Genomic DNA, 20,725 nt, shown 5'->3' with positions numbered 1-20,725 from the left:
GAATCCTATGCTCAGTCAGCTCAGCGAGCTTGAGGCTCAACTCGAAGCTCTGCAAACCCGTGCTCTGGAAGCGATCGCCACAGCGAGCGATCGGGAAGCCTTGGAGCAACTGCGCATCGCCTTTTTGGGCAAAAAAGGGGAGCTTTCAGCCATTTTGGGTGCGATGGGCAAACTGGATGCCAGCGATCGCCCTCGCATTGGTGGGTTGGCAAACACCGTTAAAGCCCGCATTAGTACTGACCTCGATGAACGGCGTGAAGCCCTCGGCAAAGCAGAACTAGAAGCGCGACTGATTGCAGAAGCAATCGATGTCACCATGCCAGGGCAGTATCGTCCCCAGGGACACCTTCACCCGCTGCAAAGCACGATCGATCGCATTCTCGACATCCTCGTTGGCCTTGGCTATCAAGTCGCTGAGGGGCCAGAAATGGAGTCGGATTACTACAACTTCGAAGCCCTAAACATGCCCGCCGACCACCCAGCGCGGGACATGCAGGACACCTTCTACCTCACTGACGGCAATCTGCTGCGCACTCACACATCGTCCGTGCAGATTCGCCACATGGAAGAGCAGGAGCCGCCGATTCGAGTCGTCGCGCCCGGACGCGTTTACCGGCGCGATGCCGTTGATGCGACTCATTCGGCCGTCTTCCACCAAGTGGAACTACTCGCCGTTGATGAAGGCTTGACTTTCACTGACCTGAAAGGCACCGTCAAAACCCTGATTCAGGCGCTATTCGGCGACCTACCGATCCGCTTCCGTGCCAGCTTCTTCCCCTTCACGGAACCTTCGGCAGAAGTCGATGTGCTCTGGCAAGGGAAATGGCTAGAGGTCTTGGGCTGCGGCATGGTCGATCCCAATGTTCTCAAAGCCGTGGGCTGCGACCCAGAAACCTACAGCGGCTTTGCAGCCGGTTTTGGGGTGGAGCGTTTTGCGATGGTGCTGCACGGCATGGACGATATTCGCCGCCTCTACGCCAGCGATTTGCGCTTCCTCAGGCAGTTCTAAAACTAATTCAAGGCACCAACGAATCAAGAGGCTTTGCAGAATTCTGCAAAGCCTTTTTCAATAGCCAATTGAGTCAATATCCAGCATGCGATCGCTCAGGCTATCTCACAGATTTCAGCGACATTAATCCTTCCAAACATGCCATTTAAGCTTTGTTGAATCTCGACCACCATTGGCGTAATAAACAGCCATACGAAAGACGTAGAGATAATTTTTACTAGTTGCATGAGCCTCTGCTGCATTGACCTCGCAGAGGCTTTGATATAGAGCACTGGGATCTTGACCGACTAAATCACTGATCGAGTGAATACCAATTCGTGCAAAGTCCTTGACAAATGTGCGGCCAATTCCGGGAATCGACAAAAGGTCAGACTTCATTCTGTTGACATTGACCTCACTAGGCGATCGCACTTTACCTATTGGCTGACCGTGAACTTATGCAGGGTTATGGATGCGAAGTCTTGCTGATAGCTGTCAAGAACGGACGGGAATCAGGATAGGCGATTCCGACACTTGCTCCAGCGCCGCTAACAGCACTTCTGGACCCGCACCAGGTTTGCAGCCTTGCTCAGTCAGGACCCGTTTCCAGGCTCGGCTACCTGGACAACCGTGGAAGAGCTGTAGCAGATGACGCGTGATGCTATGCAATCGGACACCTTGGCTGAGCTGCTGTTCAATGTAAGGCATCATTGCCAGGACCACTTGCAATCGCGATCGCGGTTCAAGGTGATCGCCGTAGAGTTGCGCGTCTGCTGCCGCTAGCAAATAGGGATTGTCATAAATGGCGCGACCCATCATGACAGCATCAACCTGTTGTAAATGCTGCTGAGCCTGATCCAGATCAAGAATGCCGCCATTGATTTCGATCACCAACTGCGGAAAATCCTGCTTGAGTTGATAAACCACGTCGTAGCGCAACGGCGGGATCGTGCGGTTTTGCTTGGGATCGAGCCCTTGCAGCCAAGCTTTGCGGGCGTGGACGCTGAAGCGATCGCAGCCACTCTCAGCTACGATGCGCACAAAGTCCTGCAGTTCCTCATAGCTGTCGCGATCGTCAATGCCAATCCGATGCTTGACTGTCACGGGGAGAGTTGAGGCCGATCGCATTGCCTCTACACACTGCGCTACCTGCTCTGGTCGCGCCATCAAGCAAGCGCCAAACTGCCCCTTCTGAACGCGATCGCTCGGACAACCGACGTTGAGATTAATTTCGTCGTAGCCCCAGTCTTCGGCAATACGGGCGCAGTCTGCCAACCATTGGGGGTTGTCGCCCCCTACTTGCAACGCTACGGGATGCTCTTGGGGATCGTAGTCCAAGAGGCGGGCGCGATCGCCGTACTGAATCGCCTGCGCCACAATCATTTCGGTGTAGAGCAATGTGCGGCGGCTGATCTGGCGCAAAAAGTAGCGGCAGTGGCGATCGGTGCGATCGAGCATGGGCGCCACACTCAGACGATGACTGCGGACTACAGCTGTCCGATCAAGCAATTCAGGCACCGTAAGCATCGCAACAACAACCGACAATAGAGAGCATGGAAGACTCTCTTCAGATTGCCATTGTTGGGGGCGGGGCTGCGGGCTTTTTTGCAGCGATCGCCTGTGCAGAAGCCAATCCTCACGCCCACATTACGATCTACGAAGCAGGGCCAGAACCGCTGAGCAAGGTGCGGATTTCGGGGGGAGGCCGCTGTAATGTCACCCACCATTGCACCGAAGCCAGGCAGCTAATTCAGGCTTACCCTCGCGGCGGTCGAGCTTTGCTGGGGCCATTCAGTCGCTTTCAGCCCCAAGACACGATTGCTTGGTTTGAAGCTCGCGGCGTCCGCCTGAAAACAGAAGCCGACGGACGGATGTTTCCGGTCAGCGATCGCTCCAGCAGCATCATCAACTGCCTTCTAGGAGAGGCTGAACGCTTGGGCATTCAGCTGCGCTTACGGGAACCGATCATTGGGGTCGAGCGCCATGCAGACGGGTTTCAGCTACAGCTGCGAGCAGCAACTGTCACAGTCGATCGCCTCTTGCTAGCAACCGGCAGCAGCCCCAGTGGCTATCGCTTAGCAACAGCGCTGGGACATGACCTGATCCCGCCAGTTCCTTCTCTGTTCACCTTTACGGTGCTGGATGCGAGCCTGCGCGCTCTGGCGGGGATCAGTCGCGATCGCGTTCAGGCCACCCAACAAGTCGGCGGCGATCGCCTCAAGGATACAGGACCTCTCCTGATTACCCACTGGGGCTTGAGCGGCCCACCAGTCCTCAAGCTCTCGGCCTTTGGGGCAAGGTTGCTCCAACAGCATCGCTATAGCGCAGAGCTGCGGATCAACTGGCTACCCGATCGCTCGGCGGAACAAGTTCGGCTCGAGCTCCAGGCCATGCGCAGCAACGAGAGCAAACGTCAGCTTAAAAATGGGCGACTGGCCGATCTGCCCCAGCGCCTCTGGCTCTATCTGCTAGAGCAGGCAGGTCTTCCCAGTGATCGTCGTTGGGGGGAAGTCTCTAATCAGCAATTGACAGCGCTCTGGCAAACCTTGACCGCCGGTACCTACGCGATCGCGGGCAAAGGTGTTTTCAAAGAAGAATTTGTCACCGCTGGCGGTGTCCCTCTCGACAGCCTCAATAGTCAACGCATGGAAAGTAAACGCTGCCCGGGGCTCTTCGTGGCGGGCGAGCTGCTCAACGTCGATGGCATCACCGGCGGCTTTAATTTTCAAAATGCCTGGACCAGTGGCTGGATCGCCGGCCAAGCCCTAGCTGATCACAGGAGTGAGGCTCATCTCCGGTAGTTCTAGGGGCAGCGTCACCCAAGGTAAACCGACAGTGCTCAGAGCTTTGCGAATTGATTCTGGACCGTCGGTTTGCAACAAAAACAGGGGTAACGCAGCTTCACCCGCTTCAGCTTGGAGTTGCTTTTGCGTCTCTTCCAGATGCCACTCGTAGGGCTGACTAAGACAGATCTGGGTCTGCCGCCAGCGATTGAGAAGGTCGTGGAAGCTTTCCGCTGGCCGATGAATGAGTAGACAAATATCAGGCCCGACCTTGACTTTCCACTCGGGATCGCAGAGCAAAAAGACCAAGTCGCAGGGGACGGGGACGAGCTGCACCACAGTTTCAGAACCGCGATCGCTCTGAATGCGGGTTCGGCAGCGCACCAGCGGCAAGGGCAAGGGCAAAAGGCTCTCAGCCGGGCGCCGCAGACTGGGCAGTAGCTCCCAGTAGGGCCGATGCTGCTGCAAAAGAGCCACCGCCGTGGCGCGATCGCAGCAGGCTGTCAAACAGCGGTCAATCGTGTCGGGACCGCTCATCGTGATTACCCCTTAATCTGGTCGAAAATGCTGAACATTGGCAGATACATCGCCAGCAAAATCGAGCCGACAATACCGCCTACCAGCACAATCATGATCGGCTCTAGCAAACTGGTCAAACCCTTGACCGCTTGCTCGACTTCATCTTCATAGAAGTCAGCCACTTTGTTTACCATGGTGTCAAGTTCACCCGTCTCTTCCCCAATCGTAATCATGCTGAGAGCCATCAAGGGGAAGACCCGATATCTCGACAGTGCCACACTCATCATGCCGCCAGTCTGTACTTCCATCCGGGCTGCATCGATTGAGCGAGCGATCGCCTGATTCCCTGCGGTATCTCGCACGATTTCAAGAGCAGTCATAATCGGCACCCCTGCCCTTGTGAGTGAACCAAAGGTTCGGCAGAAGCGAGCTGTGGCAGCCTTCTGAATCATCTCTCCCAAAACTGGCAGGCGTAGCACTAGGTTGTCTACACTGAGGCGGCCAGGTGGAGTTGAATAGTATTGTTTAAAGACAAAGATTGATCCAAATAGAAAGATCAGGAAGAAGCCCCAAAAGATCGGTGTTCTCAATAGCTGGCTAATTGACAGCAACAGCAATGTGAAGCCAGGCAACTCCGCTCCTTGGTCTTCAAAAATTCCTGCAAAGGTTGGGATGATAAAAATAGTCATCCCTAAAAACACAAGAATTGCAGTCACAAAGACTGCCATCGGATAAGTCATTGCAGACTTCATCTGGTTGCGCAATCTCGACATATCTTCCAGTAGTTTGGAAAGCCGGTTGAGGACGTCATCTAAGACGCCACCTGTCTCTCCAGCTTGAATCATCGCTACGTAGAGACCATCGAAAACTTTCGGGAACTTACGCATCGAGTCCGAGAGATTTAAGCCCTCTTGCACATCGATATTAATCTGCTTCAGGGTTTTACGAAGCTTGGGATTACGTGTCTGTTCAGTCAGCAATCCTAGGGCTCTAACAATTGGAACCCCCGCATCGACCAAGGATGAAAGCTGCCGCGAGAAAAGGGCCATGTCTTTGACAGTGACCTTACTCGTCGCTTCTTCGAGATTAAAACTACTTAACCCGCCCAGAGACAATCCAGCAGACTCATCGATTGACTGAACCAAAAACCCTTGCTGGCGCGATCCAACCCGCGCTTCACGAACATTTCCTGCTTGGATGCGCTGCTTGCGAAGAGCTCCTCGGCTATCACGAACCTGAGCAACATATGTCGGCATTACTCAATCTCCTGTGCAACCACGCTATGCAGCAACCGGAACATTACCGATGAGTCGTTGCATCTCGTCAGGCTTCGACGTTTTGGATGCAGCTGCTTCAAAGGTAATTTCACCTGCTTTGTAGAGGTCTGCCAGCGCTTTTTCGAGCGTCTGCATTCCCAACTTGCCACCCGTCTGAATTTGGGAATAGATCTGCGCCGTTTTCCCTTCCCGAATCAAGTTCGAGATTGCCGGCGTCACAATCATAATTTCCTGAGCCAAGACTCGGCCAAAACTGCCCGGACGAGCATTGCGTTTCTGTACTAGGGTCTGACTAAAAACTGCAATCAGAGAGTTCGAGAGTTGCACCCGCACCTGTGTCTGTTTTTCAGCCGGGAAAACGTCAATAATCCGGTCAACGGTTTGGGCTGCAGAGCTGGTGTGTAAGGTACCAAAGACAAGGTGGCCGGTCTCTGCAGCAGTGATTGCCAACTGGATCGTTTCCAAGTCCCGCATCTCACCCACGAGGATAATGTCAGGGTCTTCCCGCAGGGCAGCTCGCAGCGCGTTGGCAAAACTCTTGGTATCCTCACCCAGCTGACGCTGGTGGATGATACTTTTTGCCGGTTGATAGACAAACTCAATTGGGTCTTCAACCGTGATGATATGTTCAGCACGGCTGCGATTGATTAGTTCAATCACTGCAGCCAAAGTTGTGGTCTTGCCTGAACCCGTGGGCCCTGTCACTAGGATCAGCCCTCGCGGTTTCTCGCTCATTTCCCGGACAACCTGTGGCAGGCCGAGATCGTTAAACACTGGGACCTTGGCACTGAGTGCCCGCAAACAGGCCGCATAGGTTCCCTTGTCTTTATAGACGTTGACCCGAAACCGAGCTAGACCACGGATGCCGTAGGAGCAGTCTAACTCCCAGTTCCGCTCCAGCATTTTGCGTTGCGTGTTGTTCAACATGCTGAAAATCAGGCGTTGGCACTGTTCTTCGCCCATCGGCTCATCGCCGATCGGTGTCAGTTTGCCACTAATTCGAAAATAGGGCGGCAGACCAACGGAAAGGTGAAGGTCAGATCCACCCATCTCCACCAGCTTTTCCATCAGGTCTTCAACCATCAGCTCCATCTTGGGCCTCCTAGGGAGTAACGAGGACTTGAACTCACTCGAGCCGGTTTTGCACGATCGCTGCTGACTGTTAGTTCCCAAAGCGGGGCGTCAGACAATAGGGGCAGTCCAGCCATTCGGGTTGCAGACCCGCCCCACAGGCGTTGCAGGTCAGGCCTAGTTTGCGCTTGGCCTTGAGTTCGGCCTCCACGCCAGAATCGGTAAAGGTCACCCGGTCAACTTCCTCAAAGGTGGTGTATCCCTGACGGACCAACTCCAAGCTGTAGGAGAGTAAGGTTTTCATCCCCTGCTCCACCGCAATTTCCTTGAGGCGTTCAGTCGGGAGTCCTTGGTTGATCGCCACCTGAAGCACTTCATTGACCCGCATCACCTCATAAACCCCGACGCGGCCCTTGTAGCCAGTCCCACGACAAGTTCTGCAAACCTGTCCCTGCGATCGCGCCTGAGCCAGCGAATCCGACGTCAATGTTTTGGCCTTATAAAAGGTGACATCCAGCTCCTGACTCGCCGACAGTCCATAGCGACCTAGTTCTTCTGGGTTGGGGGTGTAGGGAACACGACAGTCGGGGCAGACGCGGCGCATCAAACGTTGCGAGACCACCCCAATCAGTGACCCCGAGACTAGGTAGGGCTCCACTCCCATTTCACTCAGCCTCGCGATCGCACTCGGAGCATCGTTCGCATGCAGGGTTGTCAAGACTAAGTGGCCGGTCAAGGCCGCTTCAATCGCCGTGCGGGCCGTTTCCAAATCGCGCGTTTCACCCACCAGAATCACATCGGGATCCTGCCGCATGAAGGCCCGGAGAATTGAGGCAAAGTTCATGCCTTTCTCCCGGAGAACCTGCACTTGGGTCAGCCCGGGCAAGGTGTACTCGATCGGGTCTTCAGCGGTGTTGATATTGATCGCCGGATCATTGCGCTCCGCCAGCAGCGAGTACAGGCTCGTCGACTTTCCAGACCCCGTAGGGCCTGTTACGAGAATGAGACCATAGGGGCGACTACCCATGTCACGCACCAAGGCCAACGCTTCTTCATCAGTAATCAACTGGTCTAAACCCAATTGGGTTGCTGAGTTGTCCAGCAACCGCATACAAATCTTTTCACCGAAGTGACTAGGGAGGCTGTTGACCCGGAAGTCGATCTTGCGGCCTTGGAACATGCGTCGAATGCGGCCATCTTGAGGGACCCGCCGCTCGGCGATGTCCAGATTGGCCATGATCTTTAGCCGAGAGGTCAGGGCGGGTTGAATTTTTTTGGGAAGCGTCCCAAATTCTTGGTGCAAGACTCCATCTCGTCGCAGTCGCACTCGTAGCCCGTCTTCCTGGGGCTCGACGTGGATATCGGAAGCGCCTTCCGTCAAAGCCTTCAGCAGGATTTTGTTAGCGAGACTCACGATCGGCGCATCATCGGCCTCTTGCAACGCCTTGGCAAGATCCTCTTCTTGGACTGAAATTTCCGTCAGTTCTAAGTTGTCGAGGTTCGCAAGCTCCTCGGAAAAATCCCCCAGCTGCTTGGCTTGCATAGCCTGCTGACGTTCCAGCTGCTGATCCAGATAGCCCGCAATCAGCCGTTCGTGATCCTCGAGGGTAATCACGAGCCGCTGTAGGGTGTAGCCCCTGGGTCGCAGTAGCCGGTTGAGTTCGTCCAAGGCATCGAGGTTATTGGGGTCGACCATAGCGACCACGGCTCGCGGCGGCGCTTCATGGCGTTCGAGGGGGACGAGTTGATGACGGCGACAGGTTTCGATCGGCACTAAGTCAGCGATCAGCTCGTGGATGACCTCTTCGGAGTACTGCCCCTGGTCTGGGTTAAGCGACTCGACCCCGTGCAGAATTTTGAGTTCAAACAACTGCTGCCGCCGATACTGCTGCATCAGTTCGGGGGGCAAAGACTGGCCAGTGAGGGCTGAGATCACTTGAGGCAGCGACTGGCCGCTGCGGCGACTTTCCACCAGGGCTGTCTGTAGTTGCTCGGGATCGACAAAGCCCGCTTGAACCAGCTTGTTACCAAACGATGAAAACTGATTGAGGGCAATCAGGGCGTAACGGGGAGAGATCGGTTGGTCTGGCATGGGTGGCAGTGGCTGAGAGGAAAAGATCTCAAGGAATCGCAGGGAGTAGCCCCAGCGTGCCCGAATCTGCAAGCGTCGTTTAACAGCCTAAGCTGTCTTTCTGGAGTCTCTGGGAATTATGCTCTGAAGATAGCGGTTCAAATCGCTAAAGAAACTACCTAGCTCAGTTTCTCTAACCAGAAAGGTCTGTCAAATGCAGCGACGATCGCCTGCAATGACTGATTTCATGCTTGGTTGGGTAGTGTTTAGCTTGTTGTGGTAGGACTCTCAATCGTCATGAGCGAACATCAGACCCCTCCAGAGGAAGATCTGACTGTGGCCAATGGAGACTCGGCAGAGGCAGTGTCGGAGCCTGATGTCACGGTTGCTTCTGGGCAGGAGGCCGCAGAGTTGGCCGCTCAATTGGCTTTGGTTGCAGCTGATCGCGATCGCCTCAAGACTGAGTTGGATGAGCAGAACAGCGCCTATCTGCGTCTCGCGGCAGATTTTGAAAATTTCCGGCGTCGAACCTTGAAGGAACGAGAAGAGCTGGAGCTGCAGAGTAAGCGCACCACGATTACTGAACTACTACCGGTGATCGACAATTTTGATCGCGCCCGCGCCCAAATTAAGCCTCAGGGCGAAGAAGCGGAGGCGATTCACAAGAGCTACCAAGGGCTCTACAAGCAACTGGTCGATTGTTTGAAGCGTATCGGCGTCTCGCCGATGCGGGCTGAGGGCCAGCCCTTTGATCCCTCATTGCATGATGCAGTCCTACGGGAAGAGACGACGGAGCATCCGGATGGCATCGTGCTCGAGGAGCTACAACGAGGCTACCTCTTGGGCGATCTCGTCCTGCGCCATGCTCTGGTCAAAGTCTCGATTGCGGCAGAGGAAAATTCTGCAGCGGTAACAGAATAATCTCTATAGCTCTTAGTAGACTCTTACCCTAGGCTAAACACTGGGGTAAGTGTTTACCTCATTCAGCACAGGATCATTTCAGGTAGCCACCTACACAAAAATTTATGGGCAAGGTTATCGGCATCGACCTCGGCACAACCAATAGCTGTGTTGCAGTCCTCGAAGGTGGCAAGCCCATCATCGTGACGAATCGCGAGGGCGATCGCACAACTCCCAGTATCGTGGCGGTGGGTCGCAAGGGCGATCGCATCGTGGGTCGCATGGCCAAGCGCCAAGCTGTAACCAATGCTGAAAATACGGTCTACAGCATCAAGCGTTTCATTGGGCGGCGCTGGGAAGATACGGAAGCGGAGCGCAGCCGCGTGACCTACACCTGTGTACCGGGGAAAGACGACACCGTCAACGTCACCATCCGCGATCGCGTCTGTACCCCGCAAGAGATTTCGGCCATGGTGCTGCAGAAGCTGCGGCAGGATGCGGAGACATTTTTGGGGGAGCCAGTTACCCAAGCCGTGATTACGGTGCCGGCCTACTTTACCGATGCCCAACGTCAAGCCACGAAGGACGCTGGAGCGATCGCCGGACTAAAAGTGCTGCGGATCGTCAATGAGCCTACGGCTGCAGCTCTCTCTTACGGACTCGATAAGCTGCATGAAAATAGCCGCATTCTCGTTTTTGACTTGGGGGGCGGCACCCTCGATGTTTCGATTTTGCAGCTCGGCGATAGTGTCTTCGAGGTCAAAGCAACAGCAGGAAATAACCACTTAGGTGGGGATGACTTTGACGCTGTCATTGTTGACTGGTTAGCCGATAACTTTCTCAAGGCTGAGAGTATCGATCTCCGCCAGGACAAAATGGCGATTCAGCGGCTGCGAGAAGCTTCAGAGCAAGCCAAAATCGACCTCTCAACCCTGCCGACAACCACGATAAACTTGCCATTTATTGCCACCGCAACCGTCGATGGGGCACCAGAGCCGAAGCACATCGAAGTAGAACTACAGCGTGAGCAGTTTGAAGTCCTAGCGAGCAACTTAGTTCAAGCCACGATCGAGCCGATCCAACAGGCGCTCAAGGACAGTAACCTCACGATTGATCAAATCGATCGCATCCTGCTCGTTGGAGGATCGAGCCGCATTCCTGCGATTCAACAGGCGGTGCAGAAATTTTTTGGGGGAAAAACTCCTGACCTAACGATCAACCCGGATGAAGCGATCGCATTGGGGGCCGCTATCCAAGCTGGCGTCTTGGGCGGGGAAGTGAAAGATGTGTTGCTCCTCGATGTCATTCCGCTTTCTCTCGGCTTAGAAACCCTTGGTGGTGTGTTCACAAAAATCATTGAGCGGAACACGACAATTCCCACCAGTCGCACTCAGGTCTTTACAACAGCTACCGATGGCCAAGTCATGGTGGAAGTGCATGTCCTGCAAGGGGAGCGTGCCCTCGTCAAAGACAACAAGAGTTTGGGACGTTTCCAATTAACTGGCATTCCGCCAGCACCTCGGGGAGTTCCCCAAATTGAGCTGGCCTTCGATATTGATGCTGACGGCATTCTGAATGTCTCCGCCCGCGATCGCGGGACGGGCCGAGCGCAGGGCATCCGCATCACCAGCACAGGCGGCTTAACCAGCGATGAAATTGAGGCAATGCGACGCGATGCCGAACTCTATCAAGAAGCCGATCAAATTAATCTGCAGATGATTGAATTGCGGACGCAATTTGAGAACCTGCGCTACAGCTTCGAATCGACGCTGCAAAATAATCGCGAGCTGCTGACGGCAGAGCAACAAGAACCGCTTGAGGCCTCTCTCAACGCGCTGGCAAGCGGACTGGAGTCTGTCAGCAATGAGGCTGAACTCAACCAGCTCCGGCAGCAACTTGAGGCCCTGAAGCAGCAACTCTACGCGATTGGGGCCGCTGCTTACCGCCAAGATGGTTCTGTCACCACGATCCCCGTTCAGCCCACCTTTGCTGATTTAATCGGCGACAACGACAACGGTTCGAACGAAACCGTTGCCATCGAACGCAATGACGATGACGCAACTGTGACCGCTGACTACGAGGCGATTGAGTAGGGCGATCGGGGCTGGGGCTAGACGAAGATCTTTGCTCCAGCAGGGTAGTGGGGCGGTCAATTCGGCGGCATCAGCACTGTGGGGAGAGCGATCGGCTTATCCTAGGAAAATCTGCTCACTTCGCTCGACCCCATCCAGCCCATGGCTGCTGACTACTACCAACTGCTTGGCGTTGCTCGCGACGCAGACAAGGACGAAATTAAACGTGCTTATCGGCGTTTGGCTCGCAAGTACCATCCAGATGTGAACAAGGAGCCAGGCGCTGAAGACAAGTTCAAAGAAATCAACCGCGCCTACGAGGTGCTGTCGGAGCCTGAAACCCGCGCTCGCTACGACCAATTTGGGGAAGCGGGTGTCTCTGGTGCCGGAGCCGCTGGTTTCCAAGATTTTGGCGACATGGGTGGATTCGCTGACATCTTTGAAACCTTCTTCAGCGGGTTTGGAGGCATGGGCGGGCAACAAGCCTCCGCTCGCCGGCGCGGACCCACTCGGGGTGAAGACCTACGGCTGGATTTGAAACTGGATTTCCGAGATGCCATCTTTGGTGGCGAGAAAGAAATTCGGGTCACCCATGAAGAAACTTGCGGCACCTGTCAGGGGAGTGGGGCTAAGGCCGGAACCCGGCCGCAAACTTGTACGACCTGTGGTGGTGCAGGCCAAGTCCGACGAGCAACCCGGACGCCCTTCGGCAGCTTTACCCAAGTTTCAGTCTGTCCCACCTGCGAGGGCAGCGGGCAGATGATCGTTGATAAGTGCGATGACTGTGGCGGAGCAGGGCGTCTACGGCGGCCGAAGAAACTGAAGATCAATATTCCAGCTGGGGTGGATAGCGGTACGCGGCTGCGAGTAGCCAATGAAGGCGATGCGGGGCTGCGCGGTGGGCCGCCGGGCGACCTTTACGTCTATTTGTTCGTCAGTGAGGACACCCAGTTCCGGCGGGAAGGCATCAATCTCTTCTCCACCGTGACCATCAGCTACCTGCAAGCCATTTTGGGCTGCAGCCTAGAAGTTGCGACTGTAGACGGCCCCACCGAGCTGATCATTCCGCCCGGAACACAACCCAATGCCGTACTGACGGTGGAGGGCAAGGGCGTGCCACGACTGGGGAATCCGGTCGCTCGGGGCAATCTTTTGGTCACAATTAAGGTGGAAATTCCCACCAAAATTAGCGCTGAAGAACGCGAACTGTTGGAAAAAGTGGTGCAAATTCGCGGCGATCGCGCTGGAAAAGGAGGGATTGAAGGCTTCTTCAAAGGAGTCTTTGGCGGATGAGTCAGCCTGACGATCGCCTCGACCTCCGAGGCATTGTTTGCCCGATCAACTTTGTCCGCACCAAGTTGAAGCTAGAACAAATGCCGGCGGGTAGCTTGCTGGAGGTTTGGCTTGATGCGGGTGAGCCCGTTGAACAGGTGCCAGACAGCCTGCGTTTGGAGGGCTACGAAGTCGCGTTACTCCCGCCCGAGACCGAGCAGCCTCATCGCCGTCTCTGGGTGCGATCGCCGGAGCAGCCGACGGCATGACTGCTGCCTTAGCTGGAACGGTGGTAGCGGTTCAGGCGAACTTCTACCGTGTGCAACTTCACCATCCTCCGGCTAACCAACCTGCGATGTTGCTCTGTACTCGCCGGACAAGACTGCTGAAAACGGGGCAGCGGGTTATGGTGGGCGATCGTGTTTGGGTAGAAGAACCAGACTGGCAAGGGCAACGGGGCGCAATCGCGTCGGTTGAACCCCGAAGCAGTGAACTGGATCGCCCCGCGATCGCCAATGTCGATCAAATCCTGCTGGTTTTTGCAGTTGCCGAACCCGAACTCGAGCCGCTACAACTTACCCGTTTCTTGGTTACGGCAGAAAGCACGGGCATTCCAGTACAGCTCTGTCTGAGCAAATGTGATCTTGTGACAGCCGGTGCGATCGCGGCTTGGCAGGAACGATTGGCGCAATGGGGCTATCAACCTCTCTGGCTGAGTCAGAACCAACCGGAGCGTTGGCCCCTGCTGCTGAAGCAGCTAATCGGCCGGATGACAGTTGTTGCCGGTCCTTCTGGGGTCGGGAAATCCAGCCTGATCAATCGCTTAATCCCCGATCTAGAACTACGGACCGCTAAGGTTTCGGGCAAGCTGGGGCGCGGTCGCCATACAACTCGCCATGTGGAGTTATTTGAGCTACCTCAAGGTGGACTGCTGGCTGATAGTCCCGGCTTTAACCAACCTGAACTGATCTGTAGCGATCGCGAATTGGCCCAGTACTTTCCTGAAATTCGCCAGCGCTTGGCCGCAGACAGATGTCAGTTCCACGACTGCCGCCATCTGGAAGAACCGGGGTGCAGCATCCGAGGTGACTGGGAACGCTACAGCCACTACCAAGATCTGCTAGAAGAGGCGATCGCCCAAACCCAGCAACAAAACCGCAGTACCCAAGAAGATGCTGGCTCCAAACGCAAAAGTGCCGATGGCGGCAAGCTTCGCTACGAACCCAAGTTGCAAAGTCGACGCTACCGACGAGATTCGCGGCGATCGCAGCATCAGTCTGTAGCGGAAGCCTTGCACAATGCCGAGCTAGAAGACTAAGTGAAAGTCGAGGCAGAGCCGGAGGGTTCGTTAGGATCACAGCGTCCCGACGATTTCTGACGCGGCATGACTGGCTCGATTTGGCAGTACACATTGCTCTACGACGGTGGCTGTCCACTCTGCTTACGCGAGGTTCGCTTTCTGCAAGGACGCGATCGCCAGAACCGCATCCAGTTTGTCGATATTGATGCACCGGACTATGCCCCCGAGGAGCATGCCGGGATCAGCTACGAGCAGGCCATGGGCCGAATCCATGCCCTTCGCAATGATGGTGTCATTCTGCAGGATGTGGAAGTTTTTCGGCAGCTTTACGCCGCGATTGGCCTCGGCTGGATCTACGCCCCAACGCGCTGGCCCCTCTTGCGATCGCTGATCGATTGGGTCTACGGGCTCTGGGCCGATCGCCGCTTAGCCCTCACAGGACGTCCAGATTTAGCAACCCTAGCGGCCGACCGTCAATGCCGCGATCGCTGTCAGGTCTGAAGATTGACAACATTGATGAGCGGTTCAGCTGGGCTATTGCCCTAGCTCAGCAGTCGCGATCACCGAGGTGAAGACACCATTTATTCAACAGGTGGTTTAGGACGTTTACCCGAGCTGTCTAGCCTCCACCCCATGACCAACACCGGCGAATTTTACCCGTGACAATATGCGATTTAGCCGAGCAGCCTCATCCAAAATCTTGTTTCGGTGCTAGGGGAGTCGAGTCTCCCAAGGCGTGGGTGGGGGAGTGCGCAATCACTCCCACGGACAGAAGTTGTTGACTCGATACCCACCCAAAATCCAATCGTCCTAAGCAGCTTGTAGAGTGCCGTGCCGATCGTGACAGAGAGGCGCGACGGGGACGGATACCAGTTGCTTAAGTTCCAGCGCGATCGCGCAACTCCAGTGGCAGATGACTGCGATCGCCCAAGCGTTCCAGACAGGGCCCGTGCTGATTGAAAGACAGGATGGAGAGCGAGGCGACTGGCATAGCAATGCGATCGCGGTAACGCCCCAGATCGATCCCCAAGAGGTTACAAAGCAGAATCCGCAGGGTTGCTTTGTGAGAGACAACAAGGACATTTCCATCGGCGATCGTCTCAGTGATTTCCTGAATCACGAGGCTGACCCGACTGGCGACGACCACCGCACTTTCGCCACCCGTGGGGGGATTCCAGGCAGGCTCCGCTAGCCAGTGAAGATAGTCCTGCTGATGACTGGCCATGACTTCATCCGGCGTGCGGTTCTCCCAAATGCCAAAGTCGATCTCACGCAGTCCATCGCGAATCCGCATGTCAAGCTTGGCCTGCTGACAGAGGGGTTGCGCAGTTTCTTGTGCCCGTAGCAACGGGCTGACATAGGCAGCCTGCCAATTCAAATCAGCATAGGTATCCGCTAAAGCCTGAGCCATCTGCTGCCCCGCTTCTGTCAGCGGCGGATTGCCGCTGCCACTGTAGCCGCCTTCACGGCTAGCGGTCGTTTCACCGTGGCGGACGAGATAGAGTCTTAAAACCATGCCAAACCTCAATTGAAAGACTGTGGGGATCGAAGCAAAGGCAGGGCCAACTGCACCATCTGCCAGTCCTCACGACTGTGAATCACCCAAACGGTGATCGCAGAATCTGGCGTACTGATGCGGCGATCGCCTGCAACAGCCATCGCTTCCGGATCAAGCCGAATCGGCATGCCCGCAAAGTGTTCGCAGACCGCTGGCCAGAGCGACCGATAGTTTTCGCCGATCCCACCGGCAAACACCAGCGCATCAAGCCGCGTCAGACTGGCCAACATTGCCCCAAGATGTCGCCGCAGACTGTGGGTAAAGGCTGCTAACGCTAACTGCGATCGCTGATCCCCGGCGTCCGCTGCGATCGCCAACGCCCGCACATCATTGGAGCGACCACTCAAACCTAGAAGCCCCGATTGCTGATTCAGGACCGTGCTGAGCTGACTGGGGCTGCAATCTGGCTGTTGCAAGAGATGCAGGAGTAAGCCCGGATCGACTGTGCCACTCCGACTGCCCATCACTAGGCCTTCCAACGGCGAAAAGCCCATACTGGTATCGACACTATGGCCATTACGAATCGCCGCCAGCGAGCACCCATTGCCTAAATGCGCGGTCACTAATTGCAAATTCGAGAGAGAGCGATCGCTCAACTGGGCACAGCGTTCCGCCAGATATTGATGACTGATGCCGTGGAAGCCATAGCGCCGATATCCTTGCTCCCACCAGTGATAGGGACCGCCATAGATGGCCGCAGCCACTGGCATTTGCTGATGAAAGGCCGTATCAAACACAGCAATCTGAGGCATCGCTAGGCCAAACAACTGCTCCATCTGCTCGATCCCCGCCAGATTGAGGGGATTGTGCAAGGGCGCTAAATTAGCGGCGGCGGCGATCGTCGCTTTCAGCTCTGGCGTCACCACAGCGGGAGCTTGTTGCTGTCCACCGTGAACGACCCGGTGCACCACCGCCGCGATCGCGCTGCGATCGGGCAATGTCTCTAGCGCTATTTCAAGCCAAGCCCTGCGATCGCTGCTATCCAGCATCTGAACAGGCTGTCCGGGCTGCGTCAGCGTCGCCGCTCGATCGGTTTTCCAATCAATTTGGACTTGCCAGACGGGATCTGTTTGCTCCGCAGCTGTTGTGATCTCAAATCCTGACAATTTATAGCTACTGGAACCTGCATTGAAGGTTAGTAGTTGCAATCGTCAGTGCTCCTTTTGGGTATTTAACAACCATAGCCAACAATGTATGTGTGCTTAATCACATCAACCTGCAATGATTACTAAAATTTTTTAGTTTTGAAGAGAGCTGGAAAGGCTGGCTGAGCAACCATTCTCCACGATCGCCGTTATTTTTATTTTGCGATAGGGTTTTAACAGTCCGTCCCGATTCTATTCAGCGACATTGCAGAATATGACTGCGATCGTAATGAAAACATAAAAATATTCGGGATCGCGATAGCGTTCATTTTGGTTGAGTCAGCGATGACAAGTACCTTGCAAGCGACGGATATTGCCACACTAAGTCCCAACGAACAGGCTGCGATCGATGCGTGGTGGCGAGCCGCCAACTACCTGTCGGTTGGGCAAATTTATTTACGAGATAATCCGCTGCTGCAAGAACCGCTGCGGCCCGAACATATCAAACAGCGGTTGCTGGGGCACTGGGGAAGCGATCCCGGCTTGAGCTTTGTCTACGTTCATCTCAACCGCTTGATCCGCCGCTTGGATCTCAACCTGATCTACGTCACAGGCCCAGGTCACGGCGCTCCGGCACTACTGGCGAATGCTTGGCTCGAGGGAACTTACAGTGAGGTCTATCCCAACTGTCAGCAGTCGACCGCTGGACTCCAACAATTTTTCAAGCAGTTTTCATTCCCCGGCGGCATTGGCAGCCACTGCACGCCCGAAACACCCGGATCGATCCACGAAGGTGGCGAGTTGGGCTACAGCCTCTCCCACGCTTTTGGGGCGGCGTTGGATAATCCCGACCTGATTGTGGCCTGCGTGATTGGTGACGGCGAAGCCGAAACTGGCCCGCTGGCAACCTCTTGGCATTCCAATAAATTCCTGAATCCGGCGCAGGATGGAGCGGTGCTGCCGATTCTGCACCTCAACGGCTACAAAATTGCCAACCCCACCTTGCTGTCGCGGATTTCCCATGAGGAGCTGCGCAGTTTGTTTATTGGCTACGGCTACGAACCCTTTTTCGTCGAAGGCAATGATCCCGCCATCCTGCATGGCGTGATGGCTAGCACCCTAGCGACTTGTGTTCAGAAGATTCAGGCGATTCAAGCCGCGGCACGATCGGGAGAAAGTAGCGATCGCCCGATGTGGCCAATGATTGTGCTGCGCACACCCAAAGGCTGGACCGGCCCCGCCACGATCAAGGGGCACGTTGTTGAAGGGTCTTGGCGATCGCACCAAGTACCAATGGCTGATGTGCTGACGAATCCTGAGCATTTGCAACTGCTGGAAGACTGGCTCCGCAGCTACCGACCGGAAGAATTGTTTGATGCAAGTGGCGCACCAGTCGCAGAACTGCAAGCGATCGCACCAATCGGCGATCGGCGGATGAGTGCAAACCCAGTTACAAATGGCGGCTTGCTACGGCGTGCCTTGACCCTGCCAGATTTCCGCGATCAAGCAGTGTCTGTACCGGCTCCTGGCAAAAGCCGTGCAGATTCAACGCGACCGCTGGGTCAATTCCTGCGCGAGGTGATCCGTCACAATCCCGATAACTTCCGCCTGTTTGGGCCGGATGAAACGGCCTCGAACCGGCTAGATGCGGTTTATGAAGTCACTTCGAAAGTCTGGCTGGGCGATCGCATTCCTGAGGATGAGGATGGCGGCCACCTGAGCGATCGCGGCCGGGTCATGGAAATTCTGAGTGAACACACCCTCGAAGGTTGGCTCGAAGCCTACTTGCTCACGGGTCGCCACGGCTTTTTTGCCACCTATGAAGCCTTTGCCCATGTGATTGATTCGATGGTCAATCAGCATGCGAAATGGTTGGATGTCAGCAAGCGGGAAGTCGATTGGCGAGCCCCTGTTTCGTCGTTAAATATCCTGCTCTCCTCGACCGTTTGGCGACAGGATCACAATGGCTTTAGCCATCAGGATCCCGGCTTTATTGATCTGGTTACGAATAAGAGTGCACGAGTCACCCGCATCTATCTACCGCCGGATGCCAACTGTCTACTCTCCGTTGCTGATCACTGTCTGCGCAGCACAGACTATATCAACGTCATCGTGGCGGACAAACAAAGTCACCTTCAGTATCTCGATGCTGAGGCAGCTGCTCGCCACTGCGCTAAAGGGATTGGCATTTGGGATTGGGCAAGCAATGACCAAGGAGCTTCACCGGATGTCGTGATTGCTAGTTGCGGTGATGTCGTCACCTTGGAAGCGTTGGCGGCAACAGCGTTGCTCCGTGAGCATTTTCCCGATCTCAAAATTCGCTTTGTTAATGTGGTGGATCTGTTCCGTCTTCAGCCGGATACCGAACATCCCCATGGGTTAAGCGATCGTGATTTCGATAGCCTATTTACGGTTGACAAGCCGATTATCTTCAACTTCCATGGCTACCCATGGCTGATTCACAAACTGGCCTATCGCCGCCACAATCACAACAACTTGCACGTGCGCGGCTACAAGGAAGTTGGCAACATCAATACGCCATTAGAGCTAGCGATTCGCAATCAAGTCGATCGCTTTAACCTTGCAATTGATGTGATCGATCGCGTTCCGCATCTACGTGATCGCGGTGCCCATGTCAAAGAGTGGCTCAAGGATCAAATCCACGACCACATTCAATATGCCTATCAAGAAGGGATCGATCGCCCTGAAATCAATCAGTGGCAATGGCCTTTCTAGATAGCCATTCTTCTGGATAGCAACTCAAAGTAATAGCCCTAGCTCACTTCAGTTAAGAGGGAAGCTAGGGCTCTGTTGATCGTGTTGATAGCGACCGCGTGCCAGTGAAAATCAGGCGCGATCGCCACTCAGGAAGAGGCTAAGCCTTGAGATTCCCGATAGGCGGCGTAAACGCTGCGGACGTTGTTCCAGTTCAGGAAAATGCGGGCGATTTCCAGCGCCAGTTGTGGGCGATCGCGCTTCAACAACCAAGCCAACAGCGGTCGCAAAGTTCGCTCATTCAAGAATCCGCCGAGCGAAAGCGTGCCCCAGAGCAAGCGGTGCAGCCAGGTCATCTGAATCATCAGCCGCACTTCCCAAGTCGGATGCTTCTGGTAAAAGAGCACTCCCATGCGGCCTCGCTGGGATTCCTGATCGATCAGCTTGGGAATTTGCTCCAAGCTAAAGGGCGGATGCCAGTGATAGCCAACAGCTTCTGGACAACGAATGAGCTTTAGCCCCAGGTTCTTAAGGCGAACCCCCAGTTCCAAATCCTCCCAGCCATAGAGCTGAAAGGCGGTATCAAACAGTCCCGCAGTCTCCAACCAGTGACGGGCGATCGCGACGTTGCCCGTTGCAAAGTAAGCGTTGGAAAAGTCCGTCACTTTGAACGGTTCCGCTGTCGGGTTATCGAAGTTACAGGTATTGATCACCGCGCCGTAGGTAAAGCAGCGATCGCTGCCAAGGCGTTGTCGCCCTTTTTCCAAGCCTGTAGCGTGAGCCTGCAAGAAAGGCGGCGTCACCACCAAGTCGCTATCGATAAAGATGATCGTGTCGCCTTGGGCTTGCTGGACCCCCAAGTTACGCGCTCGAGCGGGGCCTTGATGATCCTGCTCAAACAAACGGACGTGCGGAAATTCGGAGGCTTGCGCTTTCAGCCAGTCCACCGTGCCATCCGTGGATCCGTCATCAACCACCACGACTTCATAGCCCGCGATCGCTGTCTCAGCTGAAATTTGCTGCTGCTCGAGAGCACGCAGACATTTTTCCAGAATGGGACGACGGTTGTAGGTGGGGACAACGACGCTAAAAAACACCATAGAGCGCCCGGCCT

The 20,725-nt window shown here is 55.2% G+C and carries 18 protein-coding genes; 9 read left to right on the top strand and 9 right to left on the bottom strand.

The window, feature by feature from the left end:
- Positions 1-7: 7 nt before the first annotated feature.
- Entirely contained in the window at positions 8-1,009 is a 1,002-nt protein-coding gene (gene pheS, locus SYC_RS10790) for a phenylalanine--tRNA ligase subunit alpha (protein WP_011244339.1), read from the top strand.
- A 123-nt stretch (positions 1,010-1,132) separates the two neighbouring features.
- Here pheS and SYC_RS13645 read toward each other — a convergent pair whose 3' ends face one another.
- Positions 1,133-1,387, bottom strand: coding sequence for a helix-hairpin-helix domain-containing protein (locus SYC_RS13645; RefSeq protein ID WP_011378297.1), 255 nt, complete (start codon positions 1,385-1,387; stop codon positions 1,133-1,135).
- Positions 1,388-1,483: 96 nt separating this feature from the next.
- Entirely contained in the window at positions 1,484-2,515 is a 1,032-nt protein-coding gene (dusA, locus tag SYC_RS10785) for a tRNA dihydrouridine(20/20a) synthase DusA (protein ID WP_011244337.1), read from the bottom strand.
- A gap of 26 nt (positions 2,516-2,541) precedes the next feature.
- Here dusA and SYC_RS10780 point away from each other — a divergent pair, with 26 nt between their 5' ends.
- Entirely contained in the window at positions 2,542-3,789 is a 1,248-nt protein-coding gene (locus SYC_RS10780) for an NAD(P)/FAD-dependent oxidoreductase (protein WP_011244336.1), read from the top strand.
- Here SYC_RS10780 and SYC_RS10775 read toward each other — a convergent pair.
- The 4 genes from SYC_RS10775 to SYC_RS10760 all read right to left on the bottom strand — a co-directional run bounded on the left by SYC_RS10775 (position 3,754) and on the right by SYC_RS10760 (position 8,730).
- Positions 3,754-4,308: a hypothetical protein gene (locus tag SYC_RS10775; RefSeq protein ID WP_011244335.1), complete on the bottom strand. Its 555-nt coding sequence runs from the start codon at positions 4,306-4,308 to the stop codon at positions 3,754-3,756. The genes SYC_RS10780 and SYC_RS10775 overlap by 36 nt on opposite strands.
- Positions 4,309-4,313: 5 nt before the next feature.
- The gene (locus SYC_RS10770; protein WP_011244334.1) at positions 4,314-5,546 is read right to left on the bottom strand and encodes a type II secretion system F family protein; all 1,233 of its coding nucleotides are present in this window, start codon (positions 5,544-5,546) and stop codon (positions 4,314-4,316) included.
- 24 nt (positions 5,547-5,570) lie between these two features.
- Positions 5,571-6,659: a type IV pilus twitching motility protein PilT gene (locus tag SYC_RS10765; protein WP_011244333.1), complete on the bottom strand. Its 1,089-nt coding sequence runs from the start codon at positions 6,657-6,659 to the stop codon at positions 5,571-5,573.
- A gap of 70 nt (positions 6,660-6,729) precedes the next feature.
- Positions 6,730-8,730 carry a GspE/PulE family protein gene (locus SYC_RS10760; protein WP_011244332.1) on the bottom strand — a complete coding sequence of 667 codons (2,001 nt, stop codon included), beginning with the start codon at positions 8,728-8,730 and terminating at the stop codon, positions 6,730-6,732.
- Positions 8,731-9,006: 276 nt separating this feature from the next.
- Here SYC_RS10760 and grpE point away from each other — a divergent pair, with 276 nt between their 5' ends.
- The 6 genes from grpE (at position 9,007) to SYC_RS10730 (ending at position 14,754) form a co-directional block, all read left to right on the top strand.
- The gene (gene grpE, locus SYC_RS10755) at positions 9,007-9,630 is read left to right on the top strand and encodes a nucleotide exchange factor GrpE (RefSeq protein ID WP_011378302.1); all 624 of its coding nucleotides are present in this window, start codon (positions 9,007-9,009) and stop codon (positions 9,628-9,630) included.
- 104 nt (positions 9,631-9,734) lie between these two features.
- Positions 9,735-11,702, top strand: coding sequence for a molecular chaperone DnaK (dnaK, locus tag SYC_RS10750; RefSeq protein WP_011244330.1), 1,968 nt, complete (start codon positions 9,735-9,737; stop codon positions 11,700-11,702).
- Between the two features lie 141 nt (positions 11,703-11,843).
- Entirely contained in the window at positions 11,844-12,974 is a 1,131-nt protein-coding gene (gene dnaJ / locus SYC_RS10745; RefSeq protein ID WP_011244329.1) for a molecular chaperone DnaJ, read from the top strand.
- Positions 12,971-13,222: a sulfurtransferase TusA family protein gene (locus tag SYC_RS10740; protein ID WP_011244328.1), complete on the top strand. Its 252-nt coding sequence runs from the start codon at positions 12,971-12,973 to the stop codon at positions 13,220-13,222. Before dnaJ ends, SYC_RS10740 begins: the two co-directional genes overlap by 4 nt.
- Complete coding sequence (gene rsgA, locus SYC_RS10735) at positions 13,219-14,271, top strand: small ribosomal subunit biogenesis GTPase RsgA (RefSeq protein WP_011244327.1); 1,053 nt, start codon at positions 13,219-13,221, stop codon at positions 14,269-14,271. Before SYC_RS10740 ends, rsgA begins: the two co-directional genes overlap by 4 nt.
- Positions 14,272-14,337: 66 nt before the next feature.
- Positions 14,338-14,754 carry a thiol-disulfide oxidoreductase DCC family protein gene (locus SYC_RS10730; RefSeq protein ID WP_011244326.1) on the top strand — a complete coding sequence of 139 codons (417 nt, stop codon included), beginning with the start codon at positions 14,338-14,340 and terminating at the stop codon, positions 14,752-14,754.
- Positions 14,755-15,130: 376 nt separating this feature from the next.
- On the opposite strand, the gene SYC_RS10725 is transcribed toward SYC_RS10730, so the two are convergent.
- Both SYC_RS10725 and SYC_RS10720 read right to left on the bottom strand, forming a co-directional pair.
- Entirely contained in the window at positions 15,131-15,769 is a 639-nt protein-coding gene (locus tag SYC_RS10725; protein WP_011244325.1) for a histidine phosphatase family protein, read from the bottom strand.
- Positions 15,770-15,777: 8 nt separating this feature from the next.
- Complete coding sequence (locus SYC_RS10720; protein WP_011378306.1) at positions 15,778-16,959, bottom strand: acetate/propionate family kinase; 1,182 nt, start codon at positions 16,957-16,959, stop codon at positions 15,778-15,780.
- A gap of 282 nt (positions 16,960-17,241) precedes the next feature.
- Between SYC_RS10720 and SYC_RS10715 the strand changes: the two genes are divergently transcribed.
- Positions 17,242-19,632 (top strand): phosphoketolase family protein, encoded by a 2,391-nt coding sequence (locus tag SYC_RS10715; RefSeq protein ID WP_011244323.1) that lies wholly within the window; start codon positions 17,242-17,244, stop codon positions 19,630-19,632.
- A 128-nt stretch (positions 19,633-19,760) separates the two neighbouring features.
- Here SYC_RS10715 and SYC_RS10710 read toward each other — a convergent pair whose 3' ends face one another.
- Complete coding sequence (locus SYC_RS10710) at positions 19,761-20,711, bottom strand: glycosyltransferase family 2 protein (protein WP_011244322.1); 951 nt, start codon at positions 20,709-20,711, stop codon at positions 19,761-19,763.
- Positions 20,712-20,725 lie beyond the last annotated feature (14 nt).

Source organism: Synechococcus elongatus PCC 6301 (assembly GCF_000010065.1).
Lineage (GTDB): Bacteria > Cyanobacteriota > Cyanobacteriia > Synechococcales > Synechococcaceae > Synechococcus > Synechococcus elongatus.
Note: the sequence above shows the minus strand (reverse complement) of the source record. Positions and strands in the feature narration are given on the sequence as shown.